16 protein-coding genes and 1 pseudogene are annotated in these 18,340 nt (G+C 56.6%); 8 read left to right on the plus strand and 9 right to left on the minus strand.

The genetic code is table 11. The features are described 5' to 3' along the window. Window positions 1-12: 12 nt before the first annotated feature. The 4 genes from thyA to rppH form a co-directional block, all read right to left on the minus strand. A complete protein-coding gene (gene thyA / locus AB2B48_RS13530; RefSeq protein WP_123650647.1) occupies window positions 13-807 on the minus strand; it encodes a thymidylate synthase in 795 nt (264 codons plus the stop codon). Between the two features lie 6 nt (window positions 808-813). After that, complete coding sequence (gene lgt, locus AB2B48_RS13535) at window positions 814-1,686, minus strand: prolipoprotein diacylglyceryl transferase (RefSeq protein WP_185667950.1); 873 nt, start codon at window positions 1,684-1,686, stop codon at window positions 814-816. A gap of 240 nt (window positions 1,687-1,926) precedes the next feature. Continuing rightward, complete coding sequence (ptsP, locus tag AB2B48_RS13540) at window positions 1,927-4,173, minus strand: phosphoenolpyruvate--protein phosphotransferase (RefSeq protein ID WP_185667949.1); 2,247 nt, start codon at window positions 4,171-4,173, stop codon at window positions 1,927-1,929. 12 nt (window positions 4,174-4,185) lie between these two features. Further along, on the minus strand, window positions 4,186-4,716 hold the full coding sequence (gene rppH / locus AB2B48_RS13545; RefSeq protein WP_035893962.1) for an RNA pyrophosphohydrolase: 531 nt from the start codon (window positions 4,714-4,716) through the stop codon (window positions 4,186-4,188). A gap of 441 nt (window positions 4,717-5,157) precedes the next feature. Here rppH and AB2B48_RS13550 point away from each other — a divergent pair. From AB2B48_RS13550 to AB2B48_RS13570, 5 genes and pseudogenes are all read left to right on the plus strand, one after another. Then, window positions 5,158-5,256: pseudogene (locus tag AB2B48_RS13550) on the plus strand (hypothetical protein); the annotation flags it as partial. A gap of 143 nt (window positions 5,257-5,399) precedes the next feature. Continuing rightward, on the plus strand, window positions 5,400-6,095 hold the full coding sequence (mutH, locus tag AB2B48_RS13555; RefSeq protein ID WP_185667948.1) for a DNA mismatch repair endonuclease MutH: 696 nt from the start codon (window positions 5,400-5,402) through the stop codon (window positions 6,093-6,095). A gap of 192 nt (window positions 6,096-6,287) precedes the next feature. Further along, window positions 6,288-7,001, plus strand: coding sequence for a TerC family protein (locus AB2B48_RS13560; protein ID WP_185667947.1), 714 nt, complete (start codon window positions 6,288-6,290; stop codon window positions 6,999-7,001). Window positions 7,002-7,124: 123 nt separating this feature from the next. After that, entirely contained in the window at window positions 7,125-7,343 is a 219-nt protein-coding gene (locus AB2B48_RS13565) for a YgdI/YgdR family lipoprotein (RefSeq protein WP_035893968.1), read from the plus strand. Between the two features lie 126 nt (window positions 7,344-7,469). Next, on the plus strand, window positions 7,470-8,510 hold the full coding sequence (locus AB2B48_RS13570) for an NADP(H)-dependent aldo-keto reductase (protein ID WP_368299399.1): 1,041 nt from the start codon (window positions 7,470-7,472) through the stop codon (window positions 8,508-8,510). A gap of 86 nt (window positions 8,511-8,596) precedes the next feature. Here AB2B48_RS13570 and lplT read toward each other — a convergent pair whose 3' ends face one another. Together lplT and aas are read right to left on the minus strand one after the other, a co-directional pair. Continuing rightward, a complete protein-coding gene (gene lplT, locus AB2B48_RS13575) occupies window positions 8,597-9,790 on the minus strand; it encodes a lysophospholipid transporter LplT (RefSeq protein ID WP_185667945.1) in 1,194 nt (397 codons plus the stop codon). Then, window positions 9,783-11,942, minus strand: a complete 2,160-nt coding sequence (gene aas, locus AB2B48_RS13580) for a bifunctional acyl-ACP--phospholipid O-acyltransferase/long-chain-fatty-acid--ACP ligase (protein WP_368299400.1) — start codon at window positions 11,940-11,942, stop codon at window positions 9,783-9,785. Before aas ends, lplT begins: the two co-directional genes overlap by 8 nt. Before the next feature lie 614 nt (window positions 11,943-12,556). On the opposite strand from aas, the gene galR reads away from it, so the two are divergent. Further along, window positions 12,557-13,573 carry an HTH-type transcriptional regulator GalR gene (gene galR / locus AB2B48_RS13585; RefSeq protein WP_333496602.1) on the plus strand — a complete coding sequence of 339 codons (1,017 nt, stop codon included), beginning with the start codon at window positions 12,557-12,559 and terminating at the stop codon, window positions 13,571-13,573. Here the strand turns inward: galR and AB2B48_RS13590 are convergent. Continuing rightward, window positions 13,534-14,010: a GNAT family N-acetyltransferase gene (locus tag AB2B48_RS13590; protein WP_368299401.1), complete on the minus strand. Its 477-nt coding sequence runs from the start codon at window positions 14,008-14,010 to the stop codon at window positions 13,534-13,536. The two genes, galR and AB2B48_RS13590, sit on opposite strands and share 40 nt — an antisense overlap. A 194-nt stretch (window positions 14,011-14,204) precedes the next feature. On the opposite strand from AB2B48_RS13590, the gene AB2B48_RS13595 reads away from it, so the two are divergent. Then, a complete protein-coding gene (locus AB2B48_RS13595; protein WP_185668074.1) occupies window positions 14,205-15,206 on the plus strand; it encodes a LacI family DNA-binding transcriptional regulator in 1,002 nt (333 codons plus the stop codon). A 75-nt stretch (window positions 15,207-15,281) separates the two neighbouring features. Here the strand turns inward: AB2B48_RS13595 and lysA are convergent, their stop codons facing one another. After that, a complete protein-coding gene (lysA, locus tag AB2B48_RS13600; protein ID WP_368299402.1) occupies window positions 15,282-16,538 on the minus strand; it encodes a diaminopimelate decarboxylase in 1,257 nt (418 codons plus the stop codon). Between the two features lie 120 nt (window positions 16,539-16,658). Here lysA and AB2B48_RS13605 point away from each other — a divergent pair, with 120 nt between their 5' ends. Beyond that, window positions 16,659-17,585, plus strand: coding sequence for a LysR family transcriptional regulator (locus tag AB2B48_RS13605; RefSeq protein WP_220439475.1), 927 nt, complete (start codon window positions 16,659-16,661; stop codon window positions 17,583-17,585). On the opposite strand, the gene AB2B48_RS13610 is transcribed toward AB2B48_RS13605, so the two are convergent. Further along, the gene (locus AB2B48_RS13610; protein WP_368299403.1) at window positions 17,582-18,274 is read right to left on the minus strand and encodes an aspartate/glutamate racemase; all 693 of its coding nucleotides are present in this window, start codon (window positions 18,272-18,274) and stop codon (window positions 17,582-17,584) included. The two genes, AB2B48_RS13605 and AB2B48_RS13610, sit on opposite strands and share 4 nt — an antisense overlap. Window positions 18,275-18,340: the final 66 nt, after the last annotated feature.

Genomic DNA, 18,340 nt, shown 5'->3' on the forward strand with positions numbered 1-18,340 from the left:
ATTGGGGCGCGATTAAATCGCCACTGGCGCTTTGATACCCGGGTGCGGGTCGTAGCCTTCGATTTCGAAGTCATCAAAGCGGTAGTCGAAGATAGACTCCGGCTTACGTTTAATCACCAGCTTTGGCAGCGCGCGCGGTTCGCGGGTCAGTTGCAGGGCGGTCTGTTCCATGTGGTTGCTGTACAGGTGGGTATCCCCGCCGGTCCAGACAAAGTCACCCACTTCCAGGTCGCACTGCTGCGCCATCATATGCACCAGCAGCGCATAGCTGGCGATGTTGAACGGCAGGCCGAGGAACACGTCGCAGGAGCGCTGATAGAGCTGGCAAGAGAGCTTGCCGTCAGCCACGTAGAACTGGAAGAACGCATGGCACGGCGCCAGCGCCATCTTGTCCAGTTCACCGACGTTCCACGCGGAAACGATAATACGGCGCGAGTCCGGATCGTTTTTCAGTTGGTTCATCACGGTGGTGATCTGGTCAATATGGCGGCCGTCAGGCGTAGGCCAGGCGCGCCACTGTTTGCCGTAAACCGGGCCCAGGTTGCCGTTCTCATCGGCCCATTCATCCCAGATGCTGACGTTGTTTTCGTGCAGATAGGCAACGTTGGTGTCGCCCTGCAGGAACCACAGCAGTTCGTGGATAATGGAGCGCAAATGGCAGCGCTTGGTCGTCACCAGTGGGAAACCTTCTTGCAGGTTAAAGCGCATCTGGTGGCCGAAAATGGAGACGGTGCCGGTACCGGTACGGTCGTTTTTCTGGGTGCCCTCATCGAGCACCTTCTGCATCAGTTCAAGATACTGTTTCATGCTTCCTCAGGAGATCTGTTGCTGCGGACGGCGAAACGCCCAGACCATCATAATGATACCCGCAAGCACCATCGGAATCGAAAGAATCTGCCCCATGCTGATGTACTGCACCCACTCGCCGGTGAACTGCGCGTCCGGCTGGCGGAAGAATTCAGAGATAATGCGGAACAGACCGTAGCCAATCAGGAACAGACCGGAGACCGAGCCCGCCGGGCGTGGTTTACGGATAAAGAAGTTCAGGATCAGGAACAGCACCACGCCTTCCAGCGCCAGTTCATACAGCTGGGACGCATGGCGCGGCAGCGAGCCGTAGGTATCAAACAGCGTTTGCCATTCCGGGTGAGACGGCAGCAGCGCCAGGTCTTCCGCACGGGAACCTGGGAACAACATGGTGTAGTGGAAGCTCGGGTCGACGCGGCCCCACAGTTCGCCGTTGATAAAGTTCCCCAGACGACCGCAGCCCAGACCGAACGGGATCAGCGGCGCGATGAAGTCAGAGACCTGGAAGAAGGTACGCTTGGTGCGTTTGGCGAAGATAATCATCACCACGATCACGCCAATCAGGCCACCGTGGAAGGACATCCCACCGTCCCAGACGCGGAACAGATAGAGCGGATCCTGCAGGAAGGAGTCGAAGTTGTAGAACATCACGTAGCCGATGCGCCCGCCGAGGAATACCCCGAGGAAGCCCGCATACAGCAGGTTTTCCACTTCGTTTTTGGTCCAGCCGCTGTTTGGGCGGTTCGCGCGACGCGTCGCCAGCCACATAGCAAAGATAAAGCCCACAAGGTACATCATGCCGTACCAATGCAGGGAAACCGGTCCGATGGAGAAAATTACCGGATCAAAGTCCGGGAAACGCAGATAACCACTATTCATCTGTCACCACAAATGCTTGTTATTCCGCCGAAAGTGGACAGCGGTAGAGACGCGCGCCGGAAGCTTCAGGCGCTCCAAAGGAGCGAATGATAGCACAGGGGAGATGAGAGATGATGCGGAGAAGATGTAAAAGATATGTATAAGCTGGCGTAGCCCGGGCGAGGCGTTAAGCCGACCCCGGGGCAGCATGGTGCCAATCCCGGCGTCGCATACGCTCGGCCGGGCTACCAGGAAGAAGGCCTACAGGCCGCCGCGAATCAGGCCGCCAAGGCCGCGACGTTCCATAAAGGCCGCCACCTGATGGCGCACTTCAGTCGCCATCTGCGCCTCAAGACTGCGGCGCGCCAGAGTTTCGGCATCTTCGAGATCGATATTGCGCAGCAGATACTTCACGCGCGGCACCGAGCGGCCGTTCATCGACAGATGACGGAAGCCGAGGCCCACCAGAATGGTGACGCACATTGGGTCGCCCGCCATTTCGCCGCACAGGCGTAAATCAATGCCGTAGCGCTCCGCTTCCTGGACAATCATCGACAGCACCCGAATCATGCCAGGGTGCAGGCTGTCATACATGCTGGCAACGCGCGTGTTGTTGCGGTCAACCGCCAGCACGTACTGAGTCAGGTCGTTGGTGCCCACCGAGATGAAATCGACGCGGTTTGCCAGATTCGGCAGCATAAAGATCATCGACGGCACTTCCAGCATGATCCCGATACGCGGTTTGGGGATCGCATAGCCGATCATCTCTTCCACTTCGCGTCCGGCACGGTCGATCAGGCGGCGGGCTTCGTCCACTTCTTCAAGATTGGTGATCATCGGCAGCAGAATGCTTAGATTGCCGGTTGCCGCATTGGCGCGCAGCATCGCACGAACCTGGATCAGGAAGATCTCTGGCTGATCGAGCGTGATGCGGATCCCACGCCAGCCAAGGCATGGGTTCTCTTCGCTGATCGGCATGTACGGCAGCTGTTTATCCGCGCCAACGTCAAGCGTACGCAGCGTCACCGGCTTGTCGTTGAACATCTGCAACATGCCCTGATACTGCGCCACCTGCTCTTCCTCCGACGGGAAGCCGCTTTGCAGCATAAACGGAATTTCGGTGCGATAGAGGCCAATGCCGTCGATGCGACGCCCCAGCTTCTGCTCATGTTCCGGGCTAAGGCCAGCATTGAGCATCACCTTCACGCGCTCGCCGCTTTTCAGCTCTGCCGGCCGTTCAACGTCCCCTTCCGCCAGGCGGCTAAGTTCGTTCTCTTCGCTAATAAGGCGCTGGTATTCCTGCACCAGGATCGGTTCGGGATCGACCAGCAGTTCGCCGCGATAGCCATCCACCACCAGCGTGCGCCCATGAAGGATCGCCGGCTGAATGTCTGCCCCCATCACCGTTGGAATGCCCAGCGCGCGTACCATGATTGCCGCGTGGGAGTTGGCCGCACCGTCGCGAACGACCACGCCCGCTAAACGATCCTGCGGCACTTCCGCAAGCGTCGCGGCAGAAAGTTCGTCAGCCACCAGCACAAACCGCGCGGGCCAGCCGTTTGCGCCCTGCGTGGTGTCATCGAGGTGGAACAGCAGACGCTGCCCGAGCGTACGCAGATCGCCCGCCCGTTCTTTCAGATAGCCGTCGCTCAGGGCGGCAAACTGTTCGGCGAACTTCTCGATAATTTTTTTCACCGCCCATTCGGCGACCGAGCCTTTATCGACTTCCGCGAACAGTTCGCGGCGCAGGCTGGCGTCAGAAAGCAGGTGTGAATAGAGGTCGAAAATCGCTGCCGTCTCTTTTTGCGCCCCGGCGGCATAGCGTTTGCTGTAGCGACGAAACTCATTCGCCGCCTCTTCAAGCGCCGCAGTTAAGCGCTCGCGCTCAAGCGCGGTATCCAGCGATGAGGCTTCGTAAACCTGCTCCATCAGCGGCAGGGTGGCGTCCATCCAGCCTTCGGCAATCGCCACGCCCGGCGAAGCGGGCAGCGCGCGGATGCGCGTCTGGCGGTACTGACCAAACAGCGCCGTCAGCTGAGATTGAGAGAGGATCGCCGCCATCTGGGTAGCGAGCGTCACCAGGAATGACTCTTCGCTTTCGTCGAACTGACGCAGCTCGCGCTGCTGCACCACCAGCACGCCTAGCAGCTGGCGGCGCTGAATAATCGGCACGCCGAGAAAAGCGCGGAAGCGCTCTTCTTTTACAGAGGGGATGTATTTGTAGCTGGGGTGTTTTTGCGCGTCGGCAAGGTTGATGGGTTCAGCCAGTCGGCCAACCAGGCCAACGATGCCTTCATCAAAGGCGAGCGTGATGGTACGACCGCGTGGCTTCTTCAGCCCGCGGGTCGCCATCAGGTAAAAGCAGCGTCGATCGTTGTCGGCGAGATAGACCGAGCAAACCTCTGTCTCCATCGCCTGGCAGACATCGGTAACCAGAATATCCAGCGCCTCGTTCAGACGAGGCGCACTCGCGACCTTCTCAACAATTTCGCGTAGGCGCGTGAGCATAATGTGCGTGGCTTAACCTCTTTTGCGTCGATAAGCAGGCGCGCTTTGTGGCTTTGGCGCGCTCTCCGCAAGCGCCATCACTACACTGGCGAACTCTTTCATTACCCGGCGGTAGACGTCGCGTTTAAACGAGACGACCTGACGCACCGGATACCAGTAACTCACCCAGCGCCAGCCATCGAACTCCGGCGTGCTGCTGGTCTGCATATTGATATCCGCGTCATTGCCGATCAACTGCAAGAGAAACCACTTTTGTTTCTGGCCGATACACACCGGCTTAGTGTCCCAACGCACCAAACGTTTTGGCAACTTGTAACGCAACCAGTTTCGGGTCGAAGCGAGGATCCGCACATCCTTGCGGCTTAATCCAACTTCTTCGAACAATTCCCGATACATCGCCTGTTCTGCTGTCTCACCGGGGTTTATGCCCCCTTGGGGAAATTGCCAGGAGTGCTGACCATAGCGTCGGGCCCACATTACCTGACCCTGACGATTGCAAATTACAATACCAACGTTCGGGCGGTAGCCATCGTCATCAATCACCGGACTACCTCAAAATAAGCTTCAATGTGAACGATTGTTTCACACTCGCTGGAAACGGTAAACCACTCTATTACGCCTCTACCAACGAATAACATTTGAATAACTCACAGTAATCATCAGAGTTATAAACAGAGAACCGCTCGGGTCAGCGATTTTATTCACTTTTTCTGTGGATAGAGTTGTGAAGAAGTACGGAATTACCCAGGGAAAACCCAGAGTACTCTGAATAATCGCATGCCGACCACGCTCAGTAAAATGATATTTTTCATTATGTTATTATAGTTAATCTTGATGTATTAGCGCATAACGTGACGATCATCACATGGGCGATCCTTCAATTGATGAAAGATCGAACAACGTTGGTTTTATCCACAGATTGTGCAAACATCTTAGGCATCTTTTGTGCGAAAATTCGATTTTCGTCGCACGTCAAGGCTGTAAATTGAAACAGTAGTCAGGCTTTTCCCCAGTTATCCCACTTTTCTGTGGATAACATGGTGTAAGATCCTGTTCATTGTCAGTGACCAGATTTGGAAAACCTTTTTTCAGCGGATTTTTTTATGTAATTTCTGCGTAAAAAAACGATGATAATCATCACCTTGGTTTATTTACTCAGAAAAAGTTAAACTCTATCCACACCCGGTAAAACTGTCGTTCATTTTTTCACCAAAAGGCGCATTGTTATGTCCACCCTCGCACCGCTTCCCGAATCGCCTAAAACCCAGGCTGAGCTGCTTGCTCAGGCGCAGCGTCTGGCGGGCTATTCGTTGGGAGAGCTGGCGGCGATGGCCGGTATCGTGGCGCCGAAGGATTTAAAGCGTGATAAAGGCTGGATTGGCGTACTGCTGGAGATCTGGCTAGGAGCCAGCGCCGGCAGCAAGCCCGAGCAGGATTTTGCTGCGTTGGGGGTGGAGCTGAAAACCATTCCTATCGATGCGCAGGGCCGCCCGCTGGAGACCACCTTCGTCTGCGTCGCGCCGCTGACCGGCAATTCAGGCGTCACCTGGGAGAACAGCCACGTGCGCCACAAGCTCAAACGCGTGCTGTGGATCCCAGTCGAAGGCGATCGCGCTATTCCGCTGGCCGAACGTCGGGTAGGCGCACCGCTGCTATGGACGCCAAGCGCCGAAGAAGAGCATCAGCTGCAGATGGACTGGGAAGAGCTGATGGATCTGATCGTACTCGGCCAGGTGGAGCGAATTACCGCCCGCCACGGCGAGGTGCTCCAGCTCAGGCCGAAGGCGGCCAACAGTAAAGCGCTGACCGAAGCTATCGGCGCGCAGGGGGAGCCCATCATGACGCTGCCGCGCGGTTTTTATCTCAAAAAGAACTTCACCGCCGCCCTGCTGGCCCGCCATTTTATGTTACGTACTGATTAATTTTTTTGTCCTGCCGCGCTGCGGGCTTATACTCCTCCCTGCTGCACGCAACGTGCTCGCAGGTACGCCTTTGCTCCTTCTCTGAGCGATAGCATTCGTTTCAAAGGATGAGCCGGTGCCAGCGGCGGTTGCGGGGAAGCACATCAACGTACATCGATTAACGCTTTTGTTCTATTTGGCAGGACTTATCTAATGTTATTTGCATGGATCACCGATCCCAATGCCTGGCTTGCGCTCGGCACGCTGACGATTCTGGAAATCGTCCTGGGCATCGACAATATTATTTTCCTCTCTCTGGTTGTGGCTAAGCTTCCTACTGCTCAACGTGCTCATGCCCGTCGTCTGGGGTTGATGGGGGCGATGGTAATGCGTCTGGCGCTGCTGGCCTCCATTGCCTGGGTGGTGAAGTTGACCCAGCCGCTGTTTACGCTGTTCGGCCAGGACATTTCGATTCGCGATCTGATTTTACTGGTTGGCGGGCTGTTCCTTATCTGGAAAGCCAGTATGGAGATCCACGAGACTATCGAAGGCGATGAAGAGAGCATGAAAACGAACGTCCATTCGTTTTTGGGCGCCATCGTGCAGATTATGATGCTGGATATCATCTTCAGCCTCGACTCGGTTATTACCGCCGTGGGCCTCTCTGACCATCTGTTCATTATGATGGCTGCCGTGGTGATTGCCGTGTGTGTGATGATGTTTGCCGCACGTTCAATTGGCGAGTTCGTCGAACGCCATCCATCGGTGAAGATGCTGGCGCTGTCGTTCCTGATTCTGGTTGGCTTTACGCTGATCCTCGAGAGCTTCGATGTGCATGTGCCAAAAGGCTACATTTACTTTGCGATGTTCTTCTCTATGGCGGTCGAGAGCCTCAATCTGCTGCGAAGCAAGAAAAATCCCCTTTAATCGTTCATCAACAGCCCTCAATTGAGGGCTGCATCCGGTTTTTTTAAGATTTTCCTGCTTTATGCTGTGCCTTAGGTCGGTTATTACTAGACTATTAAGAGTGCGGCGATGAAGGGGATAACGATGACAAAATGGGCAGTGTTGATTTCCGCAGTAGGTTTAGCCTTTGCAGTTTCCGGCTGTAGCAGCGATTACGTGATGGCGACAAAAGACGGTCGGATGATCCTGACCGACGGTAAGCCGGAAGTCGATGACGACACCGGGCTTATCAGCTATGAAGATCAGCAAGGTAATAAAATGCAGATCAACCGCGACGACGTGTCGCAAATTATCAAACGATAATCAGAGAGGTCAGCCGCCTGCTGGCCTTTTTTCATTTTCTGCTTTCCCTTTTTCTCCCCCTCTGCCATTTTTATATTCCTTTGTCGGGACTCTCTCCTGACGCTGTTGATAAAAGGAAGCCGGCTTATGCAGTACCACCGTATCCCCCACAGCTCGCTTGAGATAAGCACCCTCGGGCTGGGCACTATGACGTTTGGTGAACAAAATAGCGAAGCCGACGCCCACGCACAGCTCGATTATGCCGTTAGTCAGGGCATCAATCTTATCGATGTTGCCGAGATGTACCCCGTTCCTCCGCGCCCGGAAACCCAAGGGCTGACCGAGACCTATGTCGGTAACTGGCTGGCGAAGCATGGCAGCCGCGAGAAACTGGTGATCGCCTCGAAGGTGAGCGGCCCTTCGCGCAACAACGACAGCGGCATTCGCCCAAATCAGGCGCTGGACCGCAAAAACATTCGCGATGCGCTGCACAACTCGCTGACGCGCCTGCAGACCGATTATCTCGATCTCTACCAGGTGCACTGGCCGCAGCGCCCGACTAACTGCTTTGGCAAACTGGGTTATACCTGGGCCGATTCTGCACCGGTCGTGTCGCTGCTGGAGACGCTGGAAGCGCTCACCGAATATCAGCGCGCCGGCAAGATTCGCTATATTGGCGTGTCGAACGAAACGGCGTTTGGCGTGATGCGCTACCTGCATCTGGCGGATAAACACGACCTGCCGCGCATCGTGACCATCCAGAACCCGTACAGCCTGGTGAACCGCAGCTACGAAGTGGCGCTGGCAGAAGTGAGCCAGTTTGAAGGCGTTGAGCTACTGGCTTACTCCTGTCTGGCCTTCGGAACGCTCACCGGTAAATACCTGAACGGCGCGAAGCCTGCGGGCGCACGTAATACGCTGTTCAGCCGGTTCACGCGCTACAGCGGCGAGCAGACGCAGAAAGCCGTGGCGGCGTACGTCGATATCGCCAAACGTCATAACCTCGACCCGGCACAAATGGCGCTGGCGTTCGTTCGCCGTCAGCCATTCGTGGCCAGCACGCTGTTAGGCGCGACAACGATGGAGCAGTTGAAAACCAACGTTGAAAGTCTGCATCTGGAGCTAAGTGCGGAAGTGTTGGCGGAGATTGAAGCGGTGCATCAGGTTTATACCTACCCGGCACCTTAAGTTCGAGCAGTCCCAGGGCGCTTGCGCTCGCCCGGGCTACATTGATAGTGGTAGCCCGGCCAAGCGAAAGCGCCGCCGGGTTTACATCAACGGCGCTTACCCCACAGCCACAGCGCGAGAATCGCCAGCGCAAACAACACGCCAAAACCAATCCCCACGCCGACCACCGGAATATTAACCGCCACCGCCAATGAATAGAGCCCCAGCATAATCAGCATGGCGCTGTTTTCACCGAGATTTTGTACCGCGATCGCATTGCCGGAACCCACGGTCTTTTTACCGCGATCCTGCAGCAGCGCATTGAGCGGCACCACGAAGAAACCGCCACAGATACCGATGATAAACAGCAGCACGTAAGCTGGCAGCAGCGCATGCTGGAACGCGAAAATAGCGACAACCACGCCAATCAACACCCCGGCAGGCATACAGCGTGCCACGGTCTCAAGCGTCACCAGTTTTGCCGCCGCCCCCGCGCCAACCACAATCCCGACGGCGACCATCGCGTTCAGATAGGTTGGCGTCGCGTTATCGGTAATCCCCAATGCCACCGGTACCCACAGTACCAACAGGAAACGCAGCGTCACCCCAGCCCCCCAGAACATGCTGGTGCCGAGCAGAGAAAAGCGCGTTTCGCCGTTGTGCCACAGCACGTTGCAGGCATTAAAAAAGCTGTGGGTCATGGGACGAAAACGCCAGGATTGGCCCGGACGCGCTGCAGGTAGTTTCGGAATAAAGAGGTTGGCCGCCACCGCGACGCCGTACACCACCGCGCAAAGCACCAGCGCCCCTACCACGCTCCAGTCGGCCACTACACCACCGGCGACGGAGCCAATCAGAATGGCGGCAATGGTCGAGGCTTCCATTAAACCATTGGCTTTCACCAGCTTATCGCCGGTAGTAATTTCACCGAGAATGCCGTACTTCGCCGGAGAGTAAGATGCCGCGCCAATGCCCACCAGCGTATAGCCGATAAACGGGTTCAGGCCCGCGCAAATCGTCGCCGCACCGACCAGCTTCAGGCCGTTGGCGAACATCATCACTCGGCCTTTGCCGAAGCTGTCCGCCACCTGGCCGACAAACGGGGCAAAAATGATGTAAGCGCCCACAAACACCATCTGCAGAACCGGCTGGCTCCACTCCGGGTAGAACTGCTGCTTCATCAACGCCAGCACGGCAAACAGCAGCGCGTTATCGCCAAACGCCGAAAAGAACTGGGCCACAATCACCGCCATCATGCCTTTCGACAGCAGGGAATTGTTAGTGTGTACTGACTCACTCATTCGGATGTTCCGTCTCTGCGACCATGCTCTTAAGGGTGACGAAATCCGGTTTACCGCTGCCAAGCAGCGGCAGCTGTTTCAGCCAGCGAATATCTCGCGGCACCGCCAGCTCCGGTACGCCGTGGGCCCGCGCATACTGCAGCAGTTTGTCGCGGGTGAGTTCATTATCGGTGGTAAACAGCACCAGCGCCTCGCCTTTGCTGGCGTCGGTTTTCACTGAGGTGGCATGCATCTTCTCAGGCGATACCCCAAGCGCCAGCTGCTCGACTATCTCCAGCGATACCATTTCGCCGGCAATTTTGGCAAAACGCTTCGCTCGCCCCTGAATTTGTACAAAGCCCTGCGCATCAAAGGCCACGATATCACCGGTGTCATACCAGCCGGTTTCCAGCTCACCGTGTTGGTTTTCCGCCGTCGGCACTTCCAGCACGCCCGGATTCTCAACGCGCAGATAGCCCGCCATGATGTTCGGCCCCTTCAGCTGCAGGCGGCCGCCCTGTTCAATGCCCGGCACCTCCAGCAAACGTGCATCCATGCCCGGCAGAATACGCCCCACCGTACCCGGCTTCGCCGCCATCGGTACGTTGATGGAGACCACCGGCGCGCATTCGGTCACACCGTAACCTTCGAGAATGCGCAGGCCAAATTTGTCCTGCCACAGTGCTTTGGTACTCTGCTGCAGCTTTTCCGCCCCCGCCACGACATAGCGTAGACGATAGAAATCGTACGGGTTGGCGAAGCGCGCGTAGTTGGCTAAGAAGGTGGAGGTCCCAAACAGCACGGTGCAGTTGCGGTCATAGACCAACTCCGGCACCACGCGATAGTGCAGCGGGCTTGGGTAGAGGAACACTTCTGCGCCGGTCAACAGCGGTGTGAAGAGCCCCACCGTCAGGCCAAAAGAGTGGAACAGCGGCAGCGCCGACATAAATCGGTCGTTAGCGGTGAAGTCAGCGATGGTTTTAATCTGCTCGACGTTCGCCAGGATACTTTTATGGCTGTGTACCACCCCTTTCGGATGGCCTTCCGAACCGGAGGTAAAGAGGATAATCGCCGGGTCTTCCGGCTTCTGCGGCACCTGTGCGAGGCGTGGCATCAGCACGCGGGAGAAGATCCACAGCTTATCGGTAGTCGTGACATCACCTTTTAAATCTTCAAGGAACACCCAGCGCACCTGGGTGAGCTGCTCGGTCAGGTGCCAGAGTTTGCCTTTATCCAGGAAGGTTCGAGAGGTAAAGATGGTGCCGATCTGTGCGGCGGTAATGGCGCTGGTCAGCCCTTTTACGCCAGCGGTGTAGTTCATCATTGCCGGGATACGCCCACGGGCAATGGCACCAAAAATCACCGCCGCGCTGATGCCCGCGTTCGGCAGCATCAGGCCAATTTTCTCACCCTGCTTACTGTATTTTTCCAGAATACACGCCACAAACAGCGTTTTGGTCAGCAGCTTGCGGTAGCTATCCGGCTGGAAGTTAATGTCTTCCACGCACGGTTTTTTCTCGCCGTAGCGGTGCATGGCCGTCAGTAAAGATTCATACAGGGTTTCGCGCGGACGTACCGCCATGCGCGCTTCCATCATAATCTGGTGCAGCATTTCACCGGCAATTTTGCGGCGATCGCGCGCGCGCGGCGCTTCCGGCATCGGCAGCGTGGTTGGCGGCAGCAGATGCAGCGAGATACGCGGGAACAGACGCTGCTTTACCAGCCCTTTCAGGCGGCTGAAGTGGGTCAACTCCGCGCCTTCAATGCGCACCGGAATAATCGTCGCCCCGGACTTGGCCGCCACAAAGGCCGCACCGTCGTAAATCTTCATCAGCGAGCCGGATACTGAAATACGCCCTTCCGGGAATATCACTACCGGGCGGCCCTGTTCAATCAGGCGCACCAGGTGCTTGATGGACATCGGTTTGGTGGGATCTAATAGGACGAAATCGATAATGGGCGTCAGCCACCGCATAAACCATTTTTGCGAAATTGAGGTATAGACGGCAAAAACCGGACGAACGGGGAGAAACAGCGCCAATAATATGCCGTCGAGGAATGAGACGTGGTTTGGCGTAATCAGCACCTTTGGCTGGTTCAGCGCGTCGGTGTTTCCCGTCATCCTGACCCGGAAGAGCACCTTAAAAAGCTGTCGGAAAAAACGCAGAAGCATACAAACTCCTTTTGCCATAGTTTTGTTCATGAAGGTTACACGAGAAAACTGAGGAAAAGCAGTCCGTGGCAGGATCGAGATAAAAAAAAACCTGCGCATCTGCGCAGGTCGGTGTAAGTGATGAGTACGCAAAGCGCACAATAAAACATTCACCAATCAATACCTCTGGGACCGCTATTGTCGCGCCCTCCCCACTCTGCAACCAGCGGAAAAGCGCAAGAGAGTAAGCGGAAATGAAACGAGGTATTGCGATTGTCGGGAACTGTAACAGGCGGGCTCAAGGCAAAAAAAAACCTGCGCATCTGCGCAGGTTGGTGTAATCAAGTGGTCAACCTTGTGGGGCGACTTCACCTATCAATACCTCTGGGATAATCAGATTAGCAAGTCGCCTAACGCGTTCTCCAGCAGACATTCGCAACAGCGTTTCGCAAAGTGTAAGCAAACGTTTGAATTCTCGCGTTTCGTTGCAGGGCCGGTGTAACTTTTCCACAGAATGTCACGTTTGCATCATCATTGTGCAATTCGCCGTGCCACTCTCCTTGAATAGCGGGGGAATTTCCGTAACACTGTTATGGTGTAAGCGTTTACCCCCCGAATTTTGATTAAGGCATATTATGGCGACAATTAAAGATGTGGCCCGGCTTGCAGGCGTCTCCGTCGCCACCGTATCCCGCGTCATCAATAACTCCCCAAAAGCCAGCGATGCCTCACGTCAGGCCGTTTTTTCCGCGATGGAGTCACTCAGCTATCACCCTAACGCCAACGCCCGCGCGCTGGCGCAGCAGTCGACCGAAACCGTCGGCCTGGTGGTCGGCGATGTCTCCGACCCGTTCTTCGGCGCGATGGTAAAAGCCGTGGAGCAGGTGGCCTACAACACCGGCAATTTTTTGCTGATCGGTAACGGTTACCACAATGAAACCAAAGAGCGTCAGGCGATTGAGCAGCTTATTCGCCACCGCTGTGCGGCGTTGGTCGTGCATGCCAAGCTGATTCCCGACGCCGAACTGGCCGGGCTAATGAAGCAGATCCCCGGCATGGTGTTAATAAACCGCATTCTGCCCGGCTTTGAGAAGCGCTGCGTGGCGCTGGACGACCGCTACGGTGCCTGGCTTGCCACCCGCCATCTGATTCAGCAGGGCCATACTCGTATCGGCTATATTTGCTCGAACCATACGATTTCGGATGCAGAAGATCGTCTGCAGGGCTACTACGATGCTCTGAAAGAGAGCGGCCTGCCGTGCAATGAGCGGCTGGTCACCTTCGCCGAGCCGGACGAGAGCGGCGGCGAACAGGCGATGACCGAACTGTTAGGCCGCGGTAAGCAGTTTACCGCCGTCGCCTGCTACAACGATTCAATGGCTGCAGGCGCGATGGGCGTGCTCAACGATAACGGTATCGATGTGCCGCAGGAAATTTCACTGATTGGTTTCGATGATGTGCTGGTTTCCCGCTACGTGCGTCCGCGTCTGACCACCATCCGCTACCCGATTGTCACCATGGCAACCCAGGCGGCGGAGCTAGCGCTGGCGCTGGCGGATAACCGCCCGTTGCCGGATATTACCCATCTATTCAGCCCAACGCTGGTGCGCCGTCATTCGGTGATTGCACCGGGTGAAGAGGTAAAGTCGTAGCGGTATAAATGCACGGTGGTGTCCGGATAGTCCAGCGCATCACCGATGTACCGCCAGCCAAAGCGTTCGTAAAAATCCCGGCAGGCGGAATAGAGGAAAAGCTGGTCAAAGCCCTGCTGACGGGCGTAGTCGATGACATACTGCTGAAGTTTCCCCGCTAGCCCACAGCCACGCGCCGATTCCTCTACGTACAGCGCCGCCATCCACGGCCAGAGATCCTGGCGGCTTATCAGGTCGCATCGCCACAGCCCGACCGTGCCGAGCAGCGTCTCCCCTTCGGTCGCGATAAACGTTATCGGCAGCGCGGCGGGCGTCTGGCTATGCGCAATAATGCTGGCAAAAAAGTCGCGAGATAGCCCATCACCAAATGCCTCCCAGAGCCAGTCGGTAACCTGTAGGGCATGCTGCGGGGCAGCGTAGAGCGGTTGAATATTCATATCACTGTCTCGTTGTCGGCCATCAGGCATCGTCGATTATGGATTATTCGCTTATGCAAGGTGGATATTCTACCCGGCAGCGCTAAAAAGCGTGATCCCGGTGGTTATTTGCCGCTTTCATAGAGCTTATGCCGCTGAATGTCTGTGATAAACTGCGGAACAAAATGAAGTCTCAGGAAATAATAATGGCAACAATGCTGGATGTCTCAATACGTGCTGGGGTCTCAAAAGCAACGGTTTCTCGCGTGCTGAATGGTACGGGCCAGGTGAAAGAGAGCACGCGTCAGCAGGTTTTCAAAGCAATGGAAGAGTTAGGCTATCGCCCCAACTTCCTGGCGCGATCGCTGGCTAACCGCACCAGCAACAGCATTGGCCTTGTGGTTTCCACCTTCGACGGCTTCTACTTTGGTCGACTGCTTCAGCAGGCGTCACGCCAGACGGAAGCCTGGGGCAAGCAGCTGATTGTCACCGACGGTCACGATACCCCGGAGCGCGAAGAACAGGCGGTGCAGATGCTCGCCGACCGTCAGTGCGACGCCATCGTGCTGTATACCCGTCATATGAGCGAAAAGGCGATCATGTCGCTGGTCAACAGCACGCCGATGCCGCTGGTCGTCATCAACCGTGACGTCAGCCAGGCGCGCGAACGCTGCGTCTTCTTCGAACAGCAGGATGCCGCGTTTCAGGCCGTCGAATACCTGATTACCCAGGGTCACCGCGATATCGCCTGTATTACCGTTCCTATCCACACGCCAACCGGTAAAGCGCGTTTACAGGGCTATCGCCGGGCGCTGGAGCAAAACGGTATCAAGTGGGACCCGGCAAAGGTGAAGCACGGTGATTCCACCATGAACTGCGGCTATGACATGTGCAATGCGCTGCTGGAGGAGAAGGTGAAGTTCAGCGCGCTGTTCGCCTGTAACGACGATATGGCGCTCGGTGCGTCAAAAGCGCTGCATCAGGCGGGGCTTAAGATCCCGCAGGATATTTCACTGTTCGGTTTCGATGATGCGCCTAGCGCCAAATGGCTGGAGCCGGGGCTCTCTACCGTTTACTTGCCGATCGATAATATGATCGTTACCGCTATCGATCAGGCGATTAAGCTGGCAAGCGGGGAAGAGATCGAAACGATCCCGCCGTTTACCGGTACGCTGGTATTGCGTGACTCAGTGACGACGGGGCCGTATTACAAATAGTGCCAGTCCCGGGGTCGTTTCACTCGCCCGGGCTACTTTTCCGGGCGAGCGCAGCGACCCCGGGAATTCTTGCTATCAGATAAGCTCCAGCGCCAGCAGCTCTTCAATCGTCTGACGACGACGAATCAACCGCGCCACGCCGTTATCAAACAGCACCTCCGGCAACAGCGGGCGGCTATTATAGTTCGATGACATCGACGCGCCATACGCGCCGGTATCGTGCAGCACCAGGTAATCTCCCGGCACCACCGCAGGCAGCAGGCGAGTTTCGACTTTACCACCTTCCTGCTGGGTAAAGACGTCACCTGATTCACACAGCGGCCCGGCCACGACGGTCTCAATTTGCGGCACAGCATCCAGCGCGCGGCCATCGCCCGCCAGCGCGGAAATATGGTGATAGCTGCCGTACATCGCCGGGCGCATCAGATCGTTAAAGCCCGCGTCGATCAGCACAAAGTGACGACTGCCCATCTCCTTCACGCTACGCACCTGCGCCACCAGCACGCCGGATTCCGCCACCAGGAAACGGCCCGGCTCCAGCTCTAGCTTCACCGGATGGCCCAGGTGTTTCGCAATCTGCTCACGCGCGGCGTTCCAGAGACCAAAGTAGTGATCGGTGTCGATCGCCTCTTCCCCTTCACGGTATGGGATAGATAAGCCACCGCCCGCGGAGATCGCCTCAAGATCCTGACCAAACTCAATCACCTGGCGCACCATCGCGCCGCACACCTGCTCCAGATGGCCGTAGTCCACGCCGGAACCAATGTGCATGTGAATGCCCACCAGCTTCAGCTGATGATGCTGGATCACCTCAAGCGCCGCCGGAAGATCGCTATACCAGATCCCGTGCTTGCTGTTTTCACCGCCGGTATTCGTTTTCTGGCTGTGGCCGTGACCAAAGCCTGGGTTGACGCGCAGCCACACGCGGTGCCCTGGGGAAACCTGACCAAGCTGCTCCAGCATATCGATAGAGCCGGCGTTGACCGGAATGTGCAGTTCGCGCACGCGGGCCAGCGTGGCCTCATCAAGGGTATCGGCGGTAAAGACGATATCGTCCTTACCCGCTTCGTAACCGGCAACCAGCGCACGTTCGATTTCACCTAAAGAAACAGAGTCCACTTTTACGCCCTGCTCGCGCATCAGGCGCAGAATATGGATATTCGAGCACGCCTTCTGGGCAAAACGTACCACGTCAAACTGATGCAGTTTGGCAATCTGCGCGCGGATAATCTGCGCATCATACACCCACACCGGGCAGCCAAATTCAGCAGGCAGGCGCAGCAGGTTGTCAGCGGTGAGGTCGGTTTCAGTATTATTGAGCGGGCGTGGCATGGGCGGACTCCGGTAATCATCTTTTTTATGATTACGCCACAGCGCGAACCGAATAAAAAATATCGTTTTATCGCGAGTCTATGCAAAAATGATATGGAATACGTAGCCTGAGGGTCGCCCATGCCAGCCGTTAACCTGCGCCATATCGAAATTTTTCACGCCATCATGACGGCAGGTAACCTGACGGAAGCCGCCCGCCTGCTGCACACCTCACAGCCCACGGTCAGCCGCGAACTGGCGCGCTTCGAGCAGGTGCTGGGGCTCAAGCTGTTTGAGCGCAGCCGCGGTCGTCTGCATCCTACCGTTCAGGGGCTGCGGCTGTTTGAAGAGGTACAGCGCTCCTGGTACGGGTTGGATAGGATCGTCAGCGCTGCGGAAAGCCTGCGCGAGTTCCGCCAGGGCGAGCTCTCGATTGTCTGCCTGCCGGTCTTTTCCCAATCCTTTTTGCCGCCGCTGCTACAGCCGTTTCTGACCCGCTACCCGCAGGTGAATATTCAGATCGTGCCGCAGGAGTCGCCGCTGCTGGAAGAGTGGCTGTCGGCGCAGCGCCATGATTTGGGCATTACCGAGACGCTGCATACGCCAGCAGGCACCGAGCGTATGCCGCTGCTGACGCTAAATGAAGTGTGCGTGCTGCCGCAGGATCACCCGCTGGCGGAAAAAGCGGTGCTGACGCCCGCCGATTTTCAGGGCGAGAACTACATCAGCCTGTCGCGCACCGACAGCTATCGCCAGCTGCTGGACACGCTGTTTAATGAACAGCAGGTGAAGAGAAGGATGGTGGTGGAGACGCACAGCGCCGCTTCTATTTGTGCGATGGTCAGAGCGGGCGTCGGCATTTCGGTGGTCAACCCGCTGACCGCACTCGACTACGCCAACAGCGGCGTCGTCATTCGACGCTTTAGCATCGATGTGCCGTTTACCGTCAGCCTGGTTCGCCCGATACACCGCCCCCGCTCCGCGCTGGTCGAGGCCTTTATGGCCCACCTGCAACAGAGCCTGTCGCAGATAACGACGCCGCTGGAGGCGGTGCTGAGCGAGCGTTAAGAGAGCATAAATTCAACCGCATCCGCTGCATGAATCGCCGCGGTATCAAACACCGGCAGCGGGCTCAGCGCTGTCGGCACCAGCAGGCCAATCTCCGTACAGCCGAAAATCACCCCTTCCGCCCCCTGACGCGCCAGGGTTTCAATCACGCTGAGGTAATAGTCGCGCGAGGTGTCGCTGAACTCGCCCAGGCACAGCTCATCGAAAATAATCTGGTTAATCTTCTGACGTTCATCCTGCTCAGGAATCAGCGTGTTAATGCCAAATTCCTGCTGTAAGCGCCCGCGATAGAAATCCTGCTCCATGGTATAGCGGGTGCCGAGCAGCGCCACGTTGGTCATCTTCTGCTGGCTGATAGCGCGGCCGGTCGCATCGGCGATGTGCAGGAACGGCGCGTCACAGGCGGTTTCGATATCCTCGGCAACTTTATGCATGGTGTTGGTACACAGCACGATACCTTCGGCTCCCGCCTGCTGAAGACCTACCGCCGCCTGGGCCAGAATATCGCCCGCTTTCTGCCAGTCACCCTGAGACTGACAAAGCTCAATCTCGTGGAAATCCACGCTGTGCAGCAGGATCTGCGCCGAATGCAGGCCGCCCAGTCGTTGCTTTACCCCTTCATTAATCAGGCGATAGTAAGGAATAGTGGATTCCCAGCTCATGCCGCCCAGAAGACCGATCGTTTTCATGCCGTTTACCTTGTTTGGTGTCGTACTGCTAGTGAACCAAAGTTGTGATCAACTTTCCACATCTGC

Source organism: Kluyvera sichuanensis, from assembly GCF_040930405.1.
Lineage (GTDB): Bacteria > Pseudomonadota > Gammaproteobacteria > Enterobacterales > Enterobacteriaceae > Kluyvera > Kluyvera sichuanensis.

What these genes read in the sequence shown, in the direction of transcription:
- thyA (WP_123650647.1), bottom strand. Translation starts at nt 807, where the DNA reads ATGAAACAGTATCTTGAACTGATGCAGAAGGTGCTCGATGAGGGCACC.
- lgt (WP_185667950.1), bottom strand. Translation starts at nt 1,686, where the DNA reads ATGAATAGTGGTTATCTGCGTTTCCCGGACTTTGATCCGGTAATTTTC.
- ptsP (WP_185667949.1), bottom strand. Translation starts at nt 4,173, where the DNA reads ATGCTCACGCGCCTACGCGAAATTGTTGAGAAGGTCGCGAGTGCGCCT.
- mutH (WP_185667948.1), top strand. Translation starts at nt 5,400, where the DNA reads ATGTCCACCCTCGCACCGCTTCCCGAATCGCCTAAAACCCAGGCTGAG.
- AB2B48_RS13560 (WP_185667947.1), top strand. Translation starts at nt 6,288, where the DNA reads ATGTTATTTGCATGGATCACCGATCCCAATGCCTGGCTTGCGCTCGGC.
- AB2B48_RS13565 (WP_035893968.1), top strand. Translation starts at nt 7,125, where the DNA reads ATGACAAAATGGGCAGTGTTGATTTCCGCAGTAGGTTTAGCCTTTGCA.
- AB2B48_RS13570 (WP_368299399.1), top strand. Translation starts at nt 7,470, where the DNA reads ATGCAGTACCACCGTATCCCCCACAGCTCGCTTGAGATAAGCACCCTC.
- lplT (WP_185667945.1), bottom strand. Translation starts at nt 9,790, where the DNA reads ATGAGTGAGTCAGTACACACTAACAATTCCCTGCTGTCGAAAGGCATG.
- aas (WP_368299400.1), bottom strand. Translation starts at nt 11,942, where the DNA reads ATGCTTCTGCGTTTTTTCCGACAGCTTTTTAAGGTGCTCTTCCGGGTC.
- galR (WP_333496602.1), top strand. Translation starts at nt 12,557, where the DNA reads ATGGCGACAATTAAAGATGTGGCCCGGCTTGCAGGCGTCTCCGTCGCC.
- AB2B48_RS13590 (WP_368299401.1), bottom strand. Translation starts at nt 14,010, where the DNA reads ATGAATATTCAACCGCTCTACGCTGCCCCGCAGCATGCCCTACAGGTT.
- AB2B48_RS13595 (WP_185668074.1), top strand. Translation starts at nt 14,205, where the DNA reads ATGCTGGATGTCTCAATACGTGCTGGGGTCTCAAAAGCAACGGTTTCT.
- lysA (WP_368299402.1), bottom strand. Translation starts at nt 16,538, where the DNA reads ATGCCACGCCCGCTCAATAATACTGAAACCGACCTCACCGCTGACAAC.
- AB2B48_RS13605 (WP_220439475.1), top strand. Translation starts at nt 16,659, where the DNA reads ATGCCAGCCGTTAACCTGCGCCATATCGAAATTTTTCACGCCATCATG.
- AB2B48_RS13610 (WP_368299403.1), bottom strand. Translation starts at nt 18,274, where the DNA reads ATGAAAACGATCGGTCTTCTGGGCGGCATGAGCTGGGAATCCACTATT.